The sequence below is a fragment of the Shewanella sp. MR-4 genome, from assembly GCF_000014685.1.
Taxonomy (GTDB): domain Bacteria; phylum Pseudomonadota; class Gammaproteobacteria; order Enterobacterales; family Shewanellaceae; genus Shewanella.
In genome coordinates this window covers 3,563,572-3,583,271 of sequence record NC_008321.1, presented here as the reverse complement: position 1 = coordinate 3,583,271, position 19,700 = coordinate 3,563,572, and the positions used below count along the sequence as shown (strand labels likewise).

Genomic DNA, 19,700 nt, shown 5'->3' with positions numbered 1-19,700 from the left:
CCTATGATGAGTCTGTATGAATAGTTATAGCAAATATGCTAAAAGAGGTTGGTTATTTAAGGAAATTTAATCGCAGATACAAAAAAACCTCGCTTAGCGAGGTTTAAATGTTGGTACAGATGAGAGGACTTGAACCTCCACGCCCGCAAGGGCACCAGCACCTGAAGCTGGCGTGTCTACCAATTCCACCACATCTGCATTGGTATTCGACGCTGTGTCGAATTAAACTTGAATCGCAATTTGGTACAGGTGAGAGGACTTGAACCTCCACGCCCGTAAGGGCACCAGCACCTGAAGCTGGCGTGTCTACCAATTCCACCACACCTGCACTGTACTTTATTGCGATTCTTTAACACTGGTCGCTGAGGCAACCAATTTAAAGATGGTGCCCGAACCCGGAATCGAACCAGGGACACGAGGATTTTCAATCCTCTGCTCTACCGACTGAGCTATTCGGGCGACGGGCGCAATTTAAAGGCTTTTCGGCTTTTGAGTCAACTGATTTTTACGAAATAATGTAAAAAGTGGTGCGGTTGGGTAAGTTTTACACGAATAGGGTATTTCTTGACTGATTAAGGGATGATGGGAAGCTTGAGTGCTTGATAACCCTAGTCACTAAAGTGTGGTAAAGGAGAAGCCAAGGTTAAAAAAATGCCCCTTATAAAGGGGCATTTACGCTTAGTTCGATAAGATTTCGTTGTTTGGGAAGTTAGCTTGCATTACCATGAGCACGTTTTGCTTCAGTTGGTTCTGACCTAACTCGCCATAAGCTTCTGCCATAATCTCCAGTGCCCGCTCCGTTGAAGGGGTGCCGGGATATGTTTCCAACACAGATTGAGCACGAACGGCCGCAGCACTCCAAGCATTCATTTTGAGGTAATACTCAGCAACTTGAATGGAATATTTTGCTAAACGGTTTTTCAGCGACAACATGCGTTTTTGTGCATCGGCAGCATACTTGCTGTTGGGATAGGTTTTGATTAAACGATCAAAATCCTTAAAGGCATCTTGGGCATTTTTAGGATCGCGGTCGGTTCTATCGATATTTAACATATCGTGGAACAGATAGCTGTCCGCCTGCATATTGACGAGTCCACGCATATAGTAGACATAATCGATATCAGGGTGAGTGGGGTTTAAGCGGATGAATCTGTCAATGTTGGCAATGCCAGAGGCAACATCATCCATTTTGTAATAGGCATAAATCAGATCCAATTGAACCTGAGTTTTATGTGGTCCGAAGGGGAAGCGTGAGTCTAACGCTTCCAATGAACGGACGGCTTTAGAGTAATTGCCAAGTTCCATGGAGGTTCTTGCCTGAGAATAGAGCACATCAGGTGAGGTTTTGGCGGCAATATCGTTATCTTCAGGACTGCTACTACAGGCTGATAACGCTAGCGAAAATAGGACTAAGGTTAAGCCTTTGGAGAATTTATACATACTTGAATTCAATTCTTTATAAGTTGTAGTTAAGAATTTTTCCATTTCACGATAAAATAGAAAGCATTCGATTGTAACAGATAGCACACATTTTTTGACCCCAAAATGGGGATACGGTTCCTATGACACAAGAGATTAATCTAAAAAGCGAGATTTCGGCAACACAAACTGGCCTGAGATTGGATCAAGCACTGGCTGAGTTGTTCCCAGATTACTCGCGCACGCGCATCAAGGAATGGATCCTATCTGATGCAGTCTATGTCGATGGCGTGATGGTCAATAAGCCGCGCGAAAAGGTATTCGAGCTGCAACGCATTGAAATTAATGCCACGCTCGAAGAAGAAGTGCATGCGGCCGCACAAGCTATTGAGCTGGATATTGTCTATGAAGACGATGATATCTTAGTCATCAATAAACAAGCGGGCTTAGTGGTTCACCCCGGTGCTGGCAATGCCGATGGCACTTTGATGAACGCCCTGCTACATCATTGCCCTAATATCGAGCACGTGCCACGTGCGGGTATTGTGCATCGTTTGGATAAAGACACTACAGGTTTGATGGTGGTGGCCAAAACGGTAGAAGCACAAACTCACTTAGTTGCCGCGTTGCAAGCCCGTGAAATCACCCGTGAGTATGAGGCGATTGTCCTCGGCACTATGACGGCGGGCGGTACAGTCGATGAGCCTATTGGTCGTCATCCGACAAAACGTACCCACATGGCGGTGCATCATTCGGGCAAACCCGCGGTGACCCATTACCGTGTTGCGGAAAAATTCCGTAATCACACCCGTTTAAGATTGCGTTTAGAATCGGGCCGTACTCACCAAATTCGTGTGCATATGGCGTATATCGGCCATGTGCTGGTGGGCGATCCTGTTTATGGTGGTCGTCCAAAACCACCCAAGGCGGCAAGCCCAGAGTTTTTCGAGATCCTGAAAAACTTTAAACGCCAAGCACTGCATGCGGTGCGTCTGGAGTTAGCGCATCCTGTGACTTGTGAAATCATGAGCTGGACAGCACCTATCCCAGAAGACATGGTTATTTTGACTAAGGCGCTGCGTCAAGACACCTTAGAACACCCAGTCGAGTACTAAGCTATGCTGCGTCACGATTGGCCTGTACCGGATAATGTGGCAATTGCGATGACTGACCGCTACGGCGGTGTGAGTCTCGCGCCCTACGATAGCCTGAACTTAGGGCTGCATGTGGGGGATGCGCCGCAGCAGGTATTGGCTAATCGTGGTATTTTGGCGAAGCAGTTATGCCTTGCGACTGAGCCTGTGTGGTTGGAGCAAGTCCATGGCACTCAGGTGATTGATTTGGCCGATATCGCCCCAATCAATCTTGCCCCAAAAGCTCAATCAGAGAGTGTGACCTCGCAAGATACGCCACCTTTGGTGGCCGATGCCAGCTACACCGACCTCGCTGGACGGGTGTGTGTGGTGATGACCGCCGATTGTTTGCCAGTACTTCTGTGTAATCAACAAGGTACTGAAGTTGCCGCTGCCCATGCCGGCTGGCGCGGACTCTGTGATGGTGTAATAGAGGCGAGTGTGGCTAAGTTTGCCTCTAAGCCAAGCGAGCTGATTGCTTATCTAGGGCCAGCAATTGGGCCCAAGACCTTTGAGGTTGGCGCCGAGGTGCGTGCTGCCTTTATGGCAACAGATCCAAACGCCGCAAACTGCTTTGTTGCTCAATGTCAGTCAACTAAGCCAGACAAATACCTTGCCGATATTATCGGATTAGCCAAATTGCGCTTAAAGAAACTTGGCATTACGCAGGTCTACAGCGCCGATATTTGCACTGTCTCTAGCCCTGATTATTTCTCTTATCGCCGAGATAAAATCACTGGCCGCATGGCTTCATTGATCTGGCTTAAGTCTTAGGTTTATTCCCCTACAATTTGTATTAATTTCCCGCCGTCTTGCTTGAAATCGGTCAAATAGCCCCCATCTTTTAACTAACAAAATGTTATACCTAAATTTGTGAGTTTTAGGAGGCTGTATGCGACTCGATCGTATGACCAATAAATTTCAGCTTGCCATCTCAGATGCCCAGTCGCTCGCGCTCGGGCGTGATCATCAGTTTATCGAACCGTTACATTTGATGATGGCGCTGCTGAACCAGGATTCTGGTTCTATCCATCCTTTATTAACCCAAGCTGGCATTCGGGTGAGTGCGCTGCGCTCGCTGTTGAGCCAAGAGCTTGAACGTCTCCCGCAGGTCGAAGGCACTGGTGGCGATGTACAATTATCCCAAGGTTTAATTCGCCTATTAAACCTGTGCGACAAGTTGGCGCAAAAGCGCAAAGACAAATATATCTCCAGTGAGTTGTTTGTCTTAGCGGCACTCGAAGGCAGCGATGCCTTGGCGCAATGCTTAAAGAAATCAGGCGCCACCAAAGAGCTGCTCGAGCAAACCATTGAGCAAGTGCGCGGCGGTCAGAATGTGGATGATCCTAACGCGGAAGATCAACGCCAAGCGCTGAAAAAGTTTACCGTCGATCTCACTGAGCGTGCCGAGCAAGGCAAACTTGACCCTGTGATTGGTCGCGACGATGAAATCCGTCGCACCATTCAAGTGCTGCAACGCCGTAGTAAAAACAACCCTGTGCTGATTGGTGAGCCTGGCGTGGGTAAAACCGCGATTGTTGAAGGCCTCGCGCAGCGAATTGTGAACGGTGAAGTGCCTGAAGGGATTAAAAATAAACGCGTTTTATCCTTAGACATGGGCGCACTGATTGCGGGCGCTAAATATCGTGGCGAGTTTGAAGAGCGTTTAAAAGCCGTGCTTAACGAGCTGGCGCAGGAAGAAGGCCAAGTGATCCTCTTTATCGACGAGCTGCACACTATGGTGGGCGCGGGTAAAGGCGATGGCGCCATGGATGCGGGCAATATGTTAAAGCCTGCACTGGCCCGTGGCGATCTTCACTGTGTGGGCGCGACCACTCTGGACGAATATCGTCAATATATTGAAAAGGATGCCGCCCTTGAGCGCCGCTTCCAAAAAGTATTAGTGGATGAGCCTAGCGTTGAAGATACCATCGCGATTTTGCGTGGTCTCAAAGAGCGTTACGAGCTGCATCACCATGTGGAAATTACCGATCCGGCGATTGTGGCGGCGGCCACCATGTCGCACCGCTATGTGTCGGACCGTAAATTACCCGATAAAGCCATCGACTTGATTGATGAGGCGGCGTCGAGCATCCGTATGCAGATGGATTCTAAGCCTGAATCCCTAGACAGATTGGAGCGCCGTGCAATCCAGTTGAAACTGGAAGAGCAGGCATTAGCAAAAGAAAACGATGAGGCGAGCCGCCGTCGACTCGAACATTTACGTGTCGAGTTGCATGAAGTTGAGGCTAAGGCGTCGGAGCTTAATGAAATCTGGCGCACCGAAAAAGCGGCGCTTGCAGGGACTCAGCATATTAAAGCCGACCTTGAGCAGGCGCGGATGGATTTAGAGGTGGCGCGCCGCGCGGGCGACTTGACCCGTATGTCCGAGCTGCAATATGGCCGTATTCCCGAGCTTGAAAAGCAACTGGACTTAGCTTCGCAAGCCGAGATGCAGGACATGACGCTGCTACGCAATAAAGTTACTGACTTAGAAATTGCCGAAGTGTTATCAAAGGCGACGGGCATTCCGGTTTCTAAGATGCTTGAAGGCGAGCGTGAAAAGCTGCTGCAAATGGAAGTGGCACTGCATGAGCGGGTGATTGGCCAAAACGAAGCCGTGGATGCGGTGGCCAATGCGATTCGCCGTAGCCGCGCAGGACTTGCCGACCCGAATCGTCCTATTGGTTCGTTCCTGTTCTTAGGACCAACCGGTGTGGGTAAAACTGAGTTGTGTAAGTCGTTGGCTAAGTTCCTCTTCGATACGGAATCGGCCTTAGTGCGCATCGACATGTCTGAATTTATGGAGAAACACGCGGTTTCCCGTTTAGTGGGGGCGCCTCCAGGCTATGTCGGCTATGAAGAGGGCGGTTACTTAACCGAAGCGGTACGCCGTAAGCCTTATTCGGTGATATTGCTCGATGAGGTGGAAAAGGCTCACCCAGACGTGTTCAACATTTTACTGCAGGTGTTAGACGATGGCCGCTTAACCGATGGTCAAGGCCGTACCGTCGACTTTAGAAATACGGTGATCATCATGACCTCAAACTTAGGCTCTGACATTATCCAAGAAGGATTCGGTCACCTAAGTTATAGCGAAATGAAGAGCGCGGTGATGAATGTGGTTACCCATAGCTTTAGACCCGAGTTTCTAAACCGGATCGACGAGTCAGTGGTATTCCATCCCTTGGATGCGGAAAATATCAAGCATATTGCATCTATCCAAATTGCTTCATTACGTAAGCGTTTGGCAGAGAAAGACTATACGCTGGAGATCACCGACGAGGCATTATCGTTAATCGCCGAAATTGGTTTCGACCCAGTCTATGGCGCAAGACCGCTGAAACGTGCCTTGCAGCAAGAGATGGAAAACCCATTAGCGCAAAAATTACTGCGTGGCGATTTACTGCCCGGCAAACCTATTAAGGTCAGTTGCGCCGGTGGTGAGTTGGTATTCGAGCAATAATTTGCGCGGATGGTTAGCGTGCTAAATGCTGCTTAACCTAAATAAAAAAACCGAAGTTTCAGGCTTCGGTTTTTTTATATCTATACGCTACCGATAAATGTGCGGTAACCCTAAAAGAGCTGTACGCGAAAGTGTGGCGTGACTATCAAGGTTTGCATGCAGCCTATAACAAACGCAGAGCATTATTTCTTATCGCAAAACAGTTTTATCCGCTGCTGATTCTCGCTAATTGCCGCTTGGCGCTCTTCTTCTGTCATTGCGAGCGGCTCTTTATTGCCTTCTTCTTGGCGGGTGAGCTTGGTATGAGTCGTTAACACATCTAAATTATGTTTAGCGTTTTCACAAATCGTTTCGGCTTGTTTAGCGTCTTTCTCTTTAATTAACGCTGCCGACTTTTCGGACTCGGACATTTCAGGGGGCGCATCTTTTTTAGCGGGAGTGATATAGCCAATTTTACCAGGCTCGATATCTTCGCTATAAAGTTGCTGCGTTTTGGGTTGTTCCTGCTCCGGTGGCTGTTGACTGTAATGGGTGACACCATTCTCATCGACCCAAGTGTAAATCACCCCGGCGAATACGGGCTGAGTGAGCAGCATTAAGCATGTAATCCGCAGAAACATTGCGCTAACCTTGGCTTTTCTTAACATAAAAATCATCCCTAAGGGTCACCATCGACATGATAGTAAAATATGCTATCTTGAAGCCTACTTCCATTTCAGCTCATAGCTTTATAAGTGTATGCAAAATTCCTCAAATCAAACAGTAAAGAATAAAGGTATCTATTTACTGCCGAATTTATTCACCACTGCCGGCTTGTTTTCCGGTTTCTATGCTGTGATTGCCTCTATGAATGCTAACTTTGAAGCGGCGGCGATTGCGATTTTTGTGGCCATGATTTGCGATGGTTTAGACGGTAGAGTGGCAAGATTAACGAACACGCAAAGTGACTTTGGTGCCGAATATGACAGCATGGCAGACATGGTGTCCTTTGGTATGGCGCCAGCATTACTCGCCTACAATTGGGCGCTTGCGGATTTAGGCAAAGTTGGTTGGCTTGCAGCATTTATCTATTGTGCGGGCGCCGCATTAAGGCTGGCACGTTTTAATACTCAAGTTGGCGTGGCAGATAAGCGTTATTTTCAAGGCTTAGCGAGTCCTGCTGCGGCGGCAGTTATTGCAGGTAGCATTTGGCTTGGCAACCAGTACAACCTCGATGGTAAGAATATCAGTTGGATAGCCGGATTGATTACGGCCACCACGGGATTATTAATGGTGAGTAATTTCCGTTATCACTCATTTAAGGAAATTGACTGGCGCGGCAAAGTGAATTTCATTGCTATCTTATTTGTGGTTGGCGTGTTTGTGGTGGTGTCGGTGCAACCGGCATTAATACTCTGTATTGGTTTTTACCTCTACGCTATCTCGGGGCCTGTGATCACCATTCGTACCGTGAGAAAACTAAAAGTGGCGCACATTGTGGGCGATGGCGATCATGAAAAGGAACAAGGCACGGGAGAGGGCACCAAGAGTTCGACAAATTCTACGGATAATCCTTAGCCCGACAGCTTCAATACAAGCAAGTGTTATTCAATGAGTCTGTTCCACGGTTCAAGAGTCGCCATTCGTTATTCTTGAACCGTTTTCCTATACATATATATACAAAAGTTTTAAAGCGCCCTTTCTTAAGGCTATTCGATCTATAGAATTCCCTGTACATCCATGCCGCATATGCCAAACTTATCAACCCGAGTGACAAAGATTGCAGCATATTTATCCGATATTTGCAGTTTTGATGGTTATTTGCTCACTTGACATAATTTGTTAAAAAAGCCCTTGCACAAAAAGTTCTGCTGCCTATAATGCGCATCCACTGACACGGCAGACAGCGAAAGCAAGCGCGGTGACAGTTCGAATCGAATGCAAAATGTGCAGTTGATTCGAAAGCGCCAAGAAGTTTGCAAAAACGCCTTGACGCGACAAGGGAAATGCGTAGAATACGCAGCCCTGACCCGCTGAGCGGTAACGCGAAGTGAATGGTCAAATGCTCTTTAACAATCTAAACAAGAAATCTGTGTGGGCACTCACAGGTGTTGAGTTAATCGAAATTACTCTGCCGTTTGGCGAGTAATCAAAGAATTAAATCAATGAATGAGTGTTCATAGCAATATGTACAACGACTTATTAAGTTAAGTCGATTCAGAATTCATTGAGTCGAACCTTCGGGTTCACAAAACTTTTAATTGAAGAGTTTGATCATGGCTCAGATTGAACGCTGGCGGCAGGCCTAACACATGCAAGTCGAGCGGCAGCACAAGTGAGTTTACTCATGAGGTGGCGAGCGGCGGACGGGTGAGTAATGCCTAGGGATCTGCCCAGTCGAGGGGGATAACAGTTGGAAACGACTGCTAATACCGCATACGCCCTACGGGGGAAAGAGGGGGACTTTCGGGCCTCTCGCGATTGGATGAACCTAGGTGGGATTAGCTAGTTGGTGAGGTAATGGCTCACCAAGGCGACGATCCCTAGCTGTTCTGAGAGGATGATCAGCCACACTGGGACTGAGACACGGCCCAGACTCCTACGGGAGGCAGCAGTGGGGAATATTGCACAATGGGGGAAACCCTGATGCAGCCATGCCGCGTGTGTGAAGAAGGCCTTCGGGTTGTAAAGCACTTTCAGTAGGGAGGAAAGGGTAAGTCTTAATACGGCTTATCTGTGACGTTACCTACAGAAGAAGGACCGGCTAACTCCGTGCCAGCAGCCGCGGTAATACGGAGGGTCCAAGCGTTAATCGGAATTACTGGGCGTAAAGCGTGCGCAGGCGGTTTGTTAAGCGAGATGTGAAAGCCCCGGGCTCAACCTGGGAATTGCATTTCGAACTGGCAAACTAGAGTCTTGTAGAGGGGGGTAGAATTCCAGGTGTAGCGGTGAAATGCGTAGAGATCTGGAGGAATACCGGTGGCGAAGGCGGCCCCCTGGACAAAGACTGACGCTCAGGCACGAAAGCGTGGGGAGCAAACAGGATTAGATACCCTGGTAGTCCACGCCGTAAACGATGTCTACTCGGAGTTTGGTGTCTTGAACACTGGGCTCTCAAGCTAACGCATTAAGTAGACCGCCTGGGGAGTACGGCCGCAAGGTTAAAACTCAAATGAATTGACGGGGGCCCGCACAAGCGGTGGAGCATGTGGTTTAATTCGATGCAACGCGAAGAACCTTACCTACTCTTGACATCCAGAGAATTCGCTAGAGATAGCTTAGTGCCTTCGGGAACTCTGAGACAGGTGCTGCATGGCTGTCGTCAGCTCGTGTTGTGAAATGTTGGGTTAAGTCCCGCAACGAGCGCAACCCCTATCCTTATTTGCCAGCGCGTAATGGCGGGAACTCTAGGGAGACTGCCGGTGATAAACCGGAGGAAGGTGGGGACGACGTCAAGTCATCATGGCCCTTACGAGTAGGGCTACACACGTGCTACAATGGCGAGTACAGAGGGTTGCAAAGCCGCGAGGTGGAGCTAATCTCACAAAGCTCGTCGTAGTCCGGATTGGAGTCTGCAACTCGACTCCATGAAGTCGGAATCGCTAGTAATCGTGGATCAGAATGCCACGGTGAATACGTTCCCGGGCCTTGTACACACCGCCCGTCACACCATGGGAGTGGGCTGCAAAAGAAGTGGGTAGCTTAACCTTCGGGAGGGCGCTCACCACTTTGTGGTTCATGACTGGGGTGAAGTCGTAACAAGGTAGCCCTAGGGGAACCTGGGGCTGGATCACCTCCTTACCTATACGACTAACTTGATGTTTGGTTGGTAAGAAACTGCTCCATGCGTTTCTTACACACGGCACATCCATGTGCCTGAGTGTTCACACAGATGGCTTGTTGAACTTCTCGAAAGAGGAGGGAGAGCGAAATGCACCGCGAGCCGGTAAGCATTGTTCTTTAACAATTTGGAAAGCTGATAGTAATTAATACAATGATGTCTGTCGTTGTGTTAATACGAAAAAAATTGAGTTCTTAAAACACTTTTTAAGTGTCTTGAATATTCAAGTCTAAGGCGAGTCCATCTTCTTGGTCGAAGATGAGACAAGTAAAACCAGCTGGTCGCAACAATTCAAGTGAAACTCATTTGGGTTGTATGGTTAAGCGACTAAGCGTATACGGTGGATGCCTTGGCAGTCAGAGGCGATGAAGGACGTAGTAACTTGCGAAAAGCGTTGGCGAGCTAGTAACAAGCATTTGAGCTAACGATGTCCGAATGGGGGAACCCAGCAGCATAAGCTGTTATCACTGCATGAATACATAGTGTAGTGAGGCAAACGAGGGGAACTGAAACATCTAAGTACCCTTAGGAAAAGAAATCAACCGAGATTCCCCTAGTAGCGGCGAGCGAACGGGGATTAGCCCTTAAGTCAGAGGGGTGTTAGTGGAATGGTCTGGAAAGTCCAGCGGCACAGGGTGATAGCCCCGTACACGAAAACTAACCTTTGATGAAAACGAGTAAGGCGGGACACGTGATATCCTGTTTGAATATGGGGGGACCATCCTCCAAGGCTAAATACTCCTGACTGACCGATAGTGAACCAGTACCGTGAGGGAAAGGCGAAAAGAACCCCTGTGAGGGGAGTGAAATAGAACCTGAAACCGTATACGTACAAGCAGTGGGAGCGGTTCTTGAGACCGTGACTGCGTACCTTTTGTATAATGGGTCAGCGACTTACGTTTTGTAGCGAGGTTAAGCGAATAGCGGAGCCGTAGGGAAACCGAGTGTTAACTGCGCGTTTAGTTGCAAGGCGTAGACCCGAAACCCGGTGATCTAGCCATGGGCAGGTTGAAGGTTGAGTAACATCAACTGGAGGACCGAACCGACTAATGTTGAAAAATTAGCGGATGACTTGTGGCTGGGGGTGAAAGGCCAATCAAACCGGGAGATATCTGGTTCTCCTCGAAAGCTATTTAGGTAGCGCCTCGGACGAACACCTTTGGGGGTAGAGCACTGTTAAGGCTAGGGGGTCATCCCGACTTACCAACCCTTTGCAAACTCCGAATACCAAAGAGTGCTATCCGGGAGACAGACGGCGGGTGCTAACGTCCGTCGTCAAAAGGGAAACAACCCAGACCGTCAGCTAAGGTCCCAAAGTGTATGTTAAGTGGGAAACGATGTGGGAAGGCTTAGACAGCTAGGATGTTGGCTTAGAAGCAGCCATCATTTAAAGAAAGCGTAATAGCTCACTAGTCGAGTCGGCCTGCGCGGAAGATGTAACGGGGCTAAACATACCACCGAAGCTACGGGTGCAATCCATTAGGGTTGCGCGGTAGAGGAGCGTTCTGTAAGCCGTTGAAGGTGAAGGGGTAACCCACGCTGGAGGTATCAGAAGTGCGAATGCTGACATGAGTAACGATAAAGGGGGTGAAAAACCCCCTCGCCGAAAGACCAAGGGTTCCTGTCCAACGTTAATCGGGGCAGGGTGAGTCGACCCCTAAGGCGAGGCCGAAAGGCGTAGTCGATGGGAAACAGATTAATATTTCTGTACTTCCGCTAACTGCGATGGAGAGACGGAGAAGGCTAGGCTAGCGCGGCGTTGGTAGTCCGCGTTTAAGGTGGTAGGTGGGTGACTTAGGCAAATCCGGGTCACTATACACTGAGAGCTGATGACGAGTCCCCAAGGGGATGAAGTAGTTGATGCCATGCTTCCAGGAAAATCTTCTAAGCTTCAGGTTAGCGGGAATCGTACCCCAAACCGACACAGGTGGTCGGGTAGAGAATACCAAGGCGCTTGAGAGAACTCGGCTGAAGGAACTAGGCAAAATGGTACCGTAACTTCGGGAGAAGGTACGCTGCTGTTGGTGATGGGACTTGCTCCCTAAGCTGACGGCAGTCGCAGATACCAGGTGGCTGCAACTGTTTATCAAAAACACAGCACTGTGCAAAATCGCAAGATGACGTATACGGTGTGACGCCTGCCCGGTGCCGGAAGGTTAATTGATTGGGTTATCGCAAGAGAAGCTCATGATCGAAGCCCCGGTAAACGGCGGCCGTAACTATAACGGTCCTAAGGTAGCGAAATTCCTTGTCGGGTAAGTTCCGACCTGCACGAATGGCGTAATGATGGCCACGCTGTCTCCAGCCGAGACTCAGTGAAGTTGAAATTGCGGTGAAGATGCCGTATACCCGCGGCTAGACGGAAAGACCCCGTGAACCTTTACTATAGCTTGGCACTGAACATTGACCCTACATGTGTAGGATAGGTGGGAGACTTTGAAGTTGGAACGCTAGTTCTGATGGAGTCGTCCTTGAAATACCACCCTTGTAGTGTTGATGTTCTAACTTGGGCCCCTAATCGGGGTTAAGGACAGTGCCTGGTGGGTAGTTTGACTGGGGCGGTCTCCTCCCAAAGAGTAACGGAGGAGCACGAAGGTTGGCTAAGTACGGTCGGACATCGTACGGTTAGTGCAATGGCATAAGCCAGCTTAACTGCGAGACAGACACGTCGAGCAGGTACGAAAGTAGGTCATAGTGATCCGGTGGTTCTGAATGGAAGGGCCATCGCTCAACGGATAAAAGGTACTCCGGGGATAACAGGCTGATACCGCCCAAGAGTTCATATCGACGGCGGTGTTTGGCACCTCGATGTCGGCTCATCACATCCTGGGGCTGAAGTCGGTCCCAAGGGTATGGCTGTTCGCCATTTAAAGTGGTACGCGAGCTGGGTTCAGAACGTCGTGAGACAGTTCGGTCCCTATCTGCCGTGGGCGTTGGATGATTGAGGGGAGTTGCTCCTAGTACGAGAGGACCGGAGTGAACGAACCGCTGGTGTTCGGGTTGTCATGCCAATGGCATTGCCCGGTAGCTATGTTCGGAATCGATAACCGCTGAAAGCATCTAAGCGGGAAGCGAGCCCCAAGATGAGTCATCCCTTGGACTTTAAGTCCACTAAAGAGCCGTTCGAGACTAGGACGTTGATAGGTCAGGTGTGTAAGCGTTGTGAGGCGTTGAGCTAACTGATACTAATGACTCGAGAGGCTTAACCATACAACCCAGATGGGTTTTACTAAGTAGTACTTAGACGAATACAAACACTTAAGAAGTGGTACTCAATACAGCTTTCTAAATTAACAAATAAAGGTTAATTACGCAGGTAATTGTACGGCAGACAAAGCCGTGACGAGCGAAGGGCGGAGTGTACGGTAGTACATGAGCACTGGAGTGAGGAAACAATGCCGTCAGACGTAGAATTAACCAGTAAGAATTTGCTTGGTGACAATAGCATTGTGGTCCCACCTGATCCCATCCCGAACTCAGAAGTGAAACGCAATCGCGCCGATGGTAGTGTGGGGTCTCCCCATGTGAGAGTAGGTCATCGCCAAGCGCTTAATTAAACAACGAAGCCAGCTGAACAAGCTGGCTTTTTTGTTTTTCGTGTTTACCATTTCAGTCTCTGTATTCTTCATAAGCCTTCTTTAATTACTAACGTTATTACTCTACGGTCTAAGATGCAGCGTTAATGGAGAACGGCTGATTATCTTGTTTTCTAGACTTTCAAACCTGTGTACTCATTTCCCCTTAACACCTTCTTGGCAGCTTAATGCTTTAGCGCTGTATTTTGATGCGCCTTGGATTGTGTCCTTACTTATAAGTCTCATCGTTCGATTTAAACTTGTACTCATTTAATAAGAGATTCAAGACCTCATTATCGTTAGATTGCACTTTCGGCTGCTGTTTACTCAGGCCTTAATCTTGAGAGCCAGTAACCCTTTTTTCCCCAATAAAAATATCTGCTTTGCTGTTTCATTAACGAATATTCATTTTATTGCTCGTTCACTAAGGATCTCTCAGACACTTATTGCCGATTTTATGTAAATTGGTCTTACCAATTTACAACCGTAGATTGAGTTTGTTATCAATGAAGATGTTGTGAAGTTGTAAATCTGACACTTGATGTGGGTTGAGAGCTGGAGGAGTACTGACGTGAAAGGGGAGCTAACGCAGCAGCTATTAGATGCTGTTGGCATCATGTTATTGGGCATGGGGCTGGTGTATTTATTTTTAAGTGTATTGATATTAGGAGTGAATCTGGTTGCTAAGTGGTGCCGTGAAGAGCCTAAAGCAGCAGATCCGCTAAAGGTGAATGATGCGAGCTCAATCGGAGCTGCAAACACCTTAGATCCTAAATTGGTGGCTGCGATCAGCTTAGCCGTCCAGCAGTATCGTTCTCAGGCTAAATAATGGAGCGCCATATGAACCGAGTAAATTCGATTGTGGCGTCTAAGCCATTACAGTTAACCGATGTCGTCTTGAGGGATGCACATCAGTCTATTTTAGCGACGCGTTTACGCATCGATGACATGCTTCCGATTGCACCTCTGCTCGATGAAGTGGGATTTTGGTCGCTGGAGTCTTGGGGCGGAGCGACCTTCGATGCCTGTATCCGTTATTTAGGAGAGGATCCTTGGGATAGGATCCGTGAGCTGAAAAAGTTAATGCCCAATACGCCTCAACAAATGTTACTGCGTGGTCAAAACCTATTGGGTTATCGCCATTATGCCGATGATTTAGTGACTCGTTTTGTTGAGCGTGCCCATGCCAATGGTGTGGATGTATTCCGTATCTTTGATGCGATGAATGATGTGCGTAACCTTGAGATGGCAGTAAAAGCGGTGCGTGACGTCGGTGGGCACGCGCAAGGCACAATTTCTTATACGACCAGCCCTGTTCATACGGTTGATACTTGGGTCGATATGGCAAAGCGCCTTGAGGACATGGGCTGCCATTCGCTGTGCATTAAAGACATGGCGGGCCTACTCAAGCCGATGGAAGCCTTTGAGCTTATTAGTCGCTTAAAATCACAAACTCAACTCATGCTCTCATTGCATTGCCACGCCACGACGGGGCTAAGTACCGCAACCTATCAAAAGGCGATAGAGGCGGGAATCGATGTGCTCGATACTGCCATTTCTTCCATGAGCCAAACCTATGGCCATACGGCAACTGAAACCGTGGTTGCTATGGTGGCGGAGACCGAGCGTGAAACTCACTATGACCTTGCCTTACTTGAAGAGATTGCCGCTTATTTCCGTGAGGTGCGGAAAAAGTACGCCAAGTTCGAAGGAGCGTTAAAAGGTATCGATTCGCGGATCCTTCGCGCTCAAGTGCCCGGTGGCATGTTGACGAATATGGAGAGTCAGCTCAAAGAACAAGGTGCAGCCGATAAGCTGGACGCAGTGCTCGAGGAGATCCCTCGGGTGCGTCAGGATTTAGGCTTTCTGCCTTTGGTTACACCAACTTCGCAAATTGTTGGCTCGCAGGCGGTTATCAACGTACTGATGGGGCAAAGATATCAATCGTTGACCAAAGAGACTGAAGGTGTGTTAAGGGGCGAATATGGTGCCACTCCGGCCCCTGTTAATCCCGAGTTGCAGGCTCGAGTGCTTAACGGTGCGGCGGCGATCACCTGCCGTCCTGCGGATTTACTCGCACCCGAGTTGGACAAACTGCGTACGGAGTTATTATCAAAGGCGCAGGAGCAAGGGATTAGTCTCGTCTCAGAGAGCAAAGAAAAGTCTCAGGACGATGACTTACTCATCTACGCACTGTTCCCGCAGATTGGCTTACAGTTTTTAAAGAATCGTCACGATCCCTCGGCCTTTGAGCCAAAACCTGAACTTGCGCCAGTGTTATCTGCTACGCCGCGTGAGGCCGAGATTTATACAGTCACGGTTGAGGGGCAAACTTATGTGGTTGAGGTTGCCGAGGGCGGCGAAATTAGCCAGATCCAAGCTCAGGGGCAAGCCGCACTGCCGCTTGGCCAAGCTAATCCTTCTCAGTTGAGCGCTGCGCCAATGCCTCAAACCAGTGAGGTCAAACTTAAGATGAGCGCGCCACTATCGGGCAATATCTTCAAAGTGCATGTCGGCATTGGTGACAAGGTGTGCGCCGGTGATGTCGTTATCATCCTAGAGGCCATGAAAATGGAAACCGAAATCCGCGCACAGGGGGATGGCATTATTACCCATCTCTTTGTGAAAGAAGGGGATTCGGTTGCCGTGGGTTCTCAATTACTGGCCTTAGCCTAGGAGTCGTTATGGATGGTTTACTGGCTTTCTGGGCCGAAACGGGCATAGCTCATTTTACTGCGGGGCAAGTCTTGATGATGGCTGTGGGTGCCTTGCTGTTATACCTTGCGATAGTGCGTGGCTTTGAGCCACTGCTACTGTTACCCATTGGTTTTGGTGCTGTATTGGCGAATATTCCCAACGCGGGCTTTACCGAAGAGGGAGGAATGCTCTATTACGCCTACCATGTTGGGATTGAAACCGGGGTGTTTCCGCTGCTGATCTTTATGGGGGTCGGGGCACTGACAGATTTTAGTGCGCTGATTGCCAATCCAAAGACCTTGCTACTCGGCGCAGCGGCGCAGTTTGGGATTTTCGCAACCTTAATTGGGGCGATAGCGCTAAATCTAGTACCAGGCTTTGAATTTACCATGCAGGATGCCGCTGCCATTGCCATCATCGGTGGCGCGGATGGACCAACGGCGATATTCCTTGCCTCTAAGCTGGCGCCTGAGTTGCTCGGGGCGATTGCCGTGGCTGCCTATTCCTATATGGCGCTGGTGCCGATTATCCAGCCGCCAATCATGCGTTTACTCACGACCCAAGCCGAGCGTGAGATAAAGATGGAGCAGCTCAGGGAGGTGAGTAAAAAGGAAAAGATTATTTTCCCACTGATGGTCCTGGGCTTAACGATTCTATTCTTACCCGCTGCAACGCCTCTCGTTGGGATGTTCTGCCTTGGCAACCTAATGCGTGAGTCGGGTGTGGTAGATAGATTATCGAAAACGGCGCAAAACGAGCTGATTAATATCGTCACCATTTTCTTAGGCTTAGCCGTTGGTTCTAAACTTTCTGCGGAGCAGTTCTTGCGCGTCGAAACCTTAGGCATCTTAGTGCTTGGCGCGTTGGCGTTCGGCATTGGTACCGCTGCAGGGGTGCTGATGGCAAAACTGATGTGCAAATTAACTGGCGGTAAGGTCAATCCATTAATTGGCGCGGCGGGCGTATCTGCAGTGCCAATGGCGGCAAGGGTGGTGAATAAGGTGGGGTTAGAGGCTAATCACCATAACTTTTTGCTGATGCACGCCATGGGGCCAAACGTTGCTGGGGTATTAGGCTCTGCGGTTGCGGCGGGGATTTTACTCGCCGTGCTTGGTTAAGTTGTAAAGGTTTAGAAGCCTATTGACTAACAATAGGCTTCTAAGCCGTTAACCATAGGAGCAGCATAAGAAGCAAAATCACCGTGCCGCTGATGGCTATGATGTAGATAAAGCCACGTTTTCCTTGAGCCAGCGGTAAACCATTGGCTTTTAAAAACAGTATCCACAGCAAGCAAAGGATAAGCGGGAATAAAAACAGTTTAGTCATGCTTCATTCTACTTTGGGTAAATAAGTGAAGAGTTTAACAGCTTGCTTGGCCGAAAGTCATGGACGTTTTATTCGCAATAAGTGAAATACGGATAATAAAAAAGACCGCATTTGCGGTCTTTTTATTGGATAAATCTTTAATGATTTACCCTGAGTGATTAATTATCGGCAATGGCAGCCGTTTGAGTCTCGTTGTTGTAAAACTGATCAACATCAAGCTCATTTTCAGATTTGCCAATCACTACGGCGGTCATCATATCGCCTGTGACGTTGGTCGCGGTGCGGATCATATCGATAATACGGTCGATGGCGGCAATAAAGGCGATACCTTCTAGGGGTAAACCAATCACGCCTAAGGTAACAGTTAACATCACCATGGCGCTGCCTGGCACGCCAGCCGTACCGACTGAGGCCACCGTGGCTGTAACGGCAATCATCACATAATCTAAGGTATCGAGTGGAATACCGTAAATTTGAGCGATAAAAATTGCGGCAATCGCAGGGTAGATACCACCACAGCCATCCATGTTCATGGTAGCGCCGAGCGGCATAACGAAGGCGCTATAACGCTTTGAAACACCCATGGTCTCAACCGCTCTGGTACTCGCAGGCAGAGTGCCGAAGCTTGAAGAGGTACTAAAAGCCACTAATTGCGCCGGCATGGCCTTACGGAAAAATTGCACAGGGCTTAAACCCGCGGCAAATTTCACTAGTCCGCCGTAGACAAAAATCATATGGATAAGGGCGGCAATATAGATAGCGGCGATAAATTTACCTAGAGGTAATAGGGTCGATAAACCATATTCACCCACTACCCAAGCCATTAAACCAAACACGCCGATTGGGGTGAGTTTTAGCACCATGCGTGTCAGTTGGAACATAACTTCGGCACCCGCTTCGATGGTGCGTTTTAGTGGCTCGGCTTTCTCGCCAACCTTGTTGATGGCGATCCCGACTAATGCGGCAAATACAATGATCTGCAGTACTTTTCCATCCGCCAGTGAGGCAAAGGGATTCACTGGGATCATATTGAGCAGCACCTGCGCAAAGCCTGGAATATTGCGCTCACGCACTTCCGTGGTTGCCAGTTGCATTGTGCCGCCCATATCGATAAGCGAGCCAACAGCTAAACCTATCAGTGAGGCGATAGTGCCTGTCAGCATGAACATGCCTAAGGTCTTAAGACTTAAGCGTTTGAGATTCGTTTGAGAGCCGAGCGAGGTAATACTGACCACAATCGCACAGAAGACCAGTGGCGCAACCAGCATCTTAATGGCGCTGATAAACAAATCGCCAAGCGGTTTAAGCACAGTGGCGGTTTCACCTAAAAGTACGCCAACGAGCGCACCTAAAATGAAGCCTGCGAGGACTTTTTGCCAAAAAGGAATGCGGCTAATGGTTTGAAGGATCATGTGTTTTCCAAAAATATATCATTACAAGCCCATGGACCTGAGATGCTAGTATGAGTATCCACTTGAAGTGAGTGAACTTATACCAAGCGACGAGTCAGGTACAGGACATTTTTTGCCATTAAAGGCATTGTATCGGCTGTGATAGGGTTATAACAAACCGATTTTCTTATAACTTATTGTGATAAATGAGTTTGTTGTGAAATGGTTAGTCGCTACATCCTTTTAACGCTGTGGTAGTTCTCTGTTCGAGAGCGTGAAAGAGCTGCAATTTCATAGAGTAAGCTTTTATGTCTGAATTAAGTATGATGTTTTCTGGGGCTTTTTTAGCCGCGACCTTGTTACCGGGAGGATCAGAAGTTTTACTGATTGCGTTGCTGAATAAAGCGCCGCAAGCTTGGGTCGCATTAGTGGTGGTGGCCAGTGTCGGCAATACCTTAGGGGCGATGACGAGTTTTTATCTAGGGCGTATCGGCCGGTTTGCAAAGTCCCCCGAGGCCCTAAGTGAGGGAAAGCATGCCAAAGCCTTAGCCCTTATTGAGCGTTACGGCGTTTGGTCGCTATTGTTGTCGTGGGCGCCTGTAGTTGGTGATCTACTATGTTTATTGGCGGGGTGGTTAAAGCTTCGCGTGTTACCCGCCTTACTGATGATCTTAATTGGCAAAACGCTTCGTTATCTGATAGTTGCCGCTGCCGCATTACATTGGTTTAGTTAGTTTTTAAACACGTTGCTCGGTTAAAGGATGATAACGCTGCAAAGGAAGTCCTTGTATTACTTGGAACTTTGTAGGGCTTAATGAGTCTTAACTCATTATTGATACCGAGCATTCTACTGGGGCTAATTTTTTAGCCTAT

Annotated in this window: 12 protein-coding genes, 3 tRNA genes and 3 rRNA genes; 11 read left to right on the top strand and 7 right to left on the bottom strand. The window is 48.6% G+C overall.

What is annotated here, in order from left to right; translation table 11 throughout:
- Positions 1-111: 111 nt before the first annotated feature.
- The 4 genes from SHEWMR4_RS15710 to SHEWMR4_RS15695 form a co-directional block, all read right to left on the bottom strand.
- Positions 112-198, bottom strand: a tRNA-Leu gene (locus SHEWMR4_RS15710).
- Positions 199-241: 43 nt separating this feature from the next.
- Positions 242-328, bottom strand: a tRNA-Leu gene (locus SHEWMR4_RS15705).
- Positions 329-383: 55 nt separating this feature from the next.
- Positions 384-459: transfer RNA gene (locus SHEWMR4_RS15700), tRNA-Phe, on the bottom strand.
- Positions 460-678: 219 nt separating this feature from the next.
- A complete protein-coding gene (locus SHEWMR4_RS15695) occupies positions 679-1,440 on the bottom strand; it encodes an outer membrane protein assembly factor BamD (protein ID WP_041408847.1) in 762 nt (253 codons plus the stop codon).
- 122 nt (positions 1,441-1,562) lie between these two features.
- On the opposite strand from SHEWMR4_RS15695, the gene rluD reads away from it, so the two are divergent.
- The 3 genes from rluD to clpB all read left to right on the top strand — a co-directional run bounded on the left by rluD (position 1,563) and on the right by clpB (position 6,018).
- On the top strand, positions 1,563-2,534 hold the full coding sequence (gene rluD / locus SHEWMR4_RS15690; protein ID WP_011623739.1) for a 23S rRNA pseudouridine(1911/1915/1917) synthase RluD: 972 nt from the start codon (positions 1,563-1,565) through the stop codon (positions 2,532-2,534).
- Positions 2,535-2,537: 3 nt separating this feature from the next.
- A complete protein-coding gene (pgeF, locus tag SHEWMR4_RS15685) occupies positions 2,538-3,326 on the top strand; it encodes a peptidoglycan editing factor PgeF (RefSeq protein ID WP_011623738.1) in 789 nt (262 codons plus the stop codon).
- Positions 3,327-3,444: 118 nt separating this feature from the next.
- Positions 3,445-6,018 carry an ATP-dependent chaperone ClpB gene (clpB, locus tag SHEWMR4_RS15680; RefSeq protein ID WP_011623737.1) on the top strand — a complete coding sequence of 858 codons (2,574 nt, stop codon included), beginning with the start codon at positions 3,445-3,447 and terminating at the stop codon, positions 6,016-6,018.
- Between the two features lie 182 nt (positions 6,019-6,200).
- Here the strand turns inward: clpB and SHEWMR4_RS15675 are convergent, their stop codons facing one another.
- Positions 6,201-6,665, bottom strand: a complete 465-nt coding sequence (locus SHEWMR4_RS15675) for a DUF4124 domain-containing protein (RefSeq protein WP_011623736.1) — start codon at positions 6,663-6,665, stop codon at positions 6,201-6,203.
- A 91-nt stretch (positions 6,666-6,756) separates the two neighbouring features.
- Here SHEWMR4_RS15675 and pssA point away from each other — a divergent pair, with 91 nt between their 5' ends.
- The 7 genes from pssA to SHEWMR4_RS15640 all read left to right on the top strand — a co-directional run bounded on the left by pssA (position 6,757) and on the right by SHEWMR4_RS15640 (position 17,228).
- Entirely contained in the window at positions 6,757-7,575 is an 819-nt protein-coding gene (gene pssA, locus SHEWMR4_RS15670) for a CDP-diacylglycerol--serine O-phosphatidyltransferase (RefSeq protein ID WP_011623735.1), read from the top strand.
- 680 nt (positions 7,576-8,255) lie between these two features.
- Positions 8,256-9,798 (top strand): 16S ribosomal RNA (locus tag SHEWMR4_RS15665).
- A 357-nt stretch (positions 9,799-10,155) separates the two neighbouring features.
- A 23S ribosomal RNA gene (locus SHEWMR4_RS15660) occupies positions 10,156-13,048 on the top strand.
- A 221-nt stretch (positions 13,049-13,269) separates the two neighbouring features.
- Positions 13,270-13,385, top strand: a 5S ribosomal RNA gene (rrf, locus tag SHEWMR4_RS15655).
- Together the 16S, 23S and 5S rRNA genes form the textbook arrangement of a ribosomal RNA operon.
- 569 nt (positions 13,386-13,954) lie before the next feature.
- Complete coding sequence (locus SHEWMR4_RS15650) at positions 13,955-14,242, top strand: OadG family protein (protein WP_011623733.1); 288 nt, start codon at positions 13,955-13,957, stop codon at positions 14,240-14,242.
- A gap of 11 nt (positions 14,243-14,253) precedes the next feature.
- Positions 14,254-16,089 (top strand): sodium-extruding oxaloacetate decarboxylase subunit alpha, encoded by a 1,836-nt coding sequence (oadA, locus tag SHEWMR4_RS15645; RefSeq protein ID WP_011623732.1) that lies wholly within the window; start codon positions 14,254-14,256, stop codon positions 16,087-16,089.
- An 8-nt stretch (positions 16,090-16,097) separates the two neighbouring features.
- Positions 16,098-17,228 carry a sodium ion-translocating decarboxylase subunit beta gene (locus SHEWMR4_RS15640; RefSeq protein WP_011623731.1) on the top strand — a complete coding sequence of 377 codons (1,131 nt, stop codon included), beginning with the start codon at positions 16,098-16,100 and terminating at the stop codon, positions 17,226-17,228.
- Positions 17,229-17,268: 40 nt separating this feature from the next.
- On the opposite strand, the gene SHEWMR4_RS20995 is transcribed toward SHEWMR4_RS15640, so the two are convergent.
- Complete coding sequence (locus tag SHEWMR4_RS20995) at positions 17,269-17,436, bottom strand: hypothetical protein (RefSeq protein WP_011623730.1); 168 nt, start codon at positions 17,434-17,436, stop codon at positions 17,269-17,271.
- Between the two features lie 158 nt (positions 17,437-17,594).
- Positions 17,595-18,848, bottom strand: a complete 1,254-nt coding sequence (locus tag SHEWMR4_RS15630) for a dicarboxylate/amino acid:cation symporter (RefSeq protein WP_011623729.1) — start codon at positions 18,846-18,848, stop codon at positions 17,595-17,597.
- A 287-nt stretch (positions 18,849-19,135) separates the two neighbouring features.
- Here SHEWMR4_RS15630 and SHEWMR4_RS15625 point away from each other — a divergent pair, with 287 nt between their 5' ends.
- Positions 19,136-19,561: a YqaA family protein gene (locus tag SHEWMR4_RS15625; RefSeq protein WP_011623728.1), complete on the top strand. Its 426-nt coding sequence runs from the start codon at positions 19,136-19,138 to the stop codon at positions 19,559-19,561.
- Positions 19,562-19,700 lie beyond the last annotated feature (139 nt).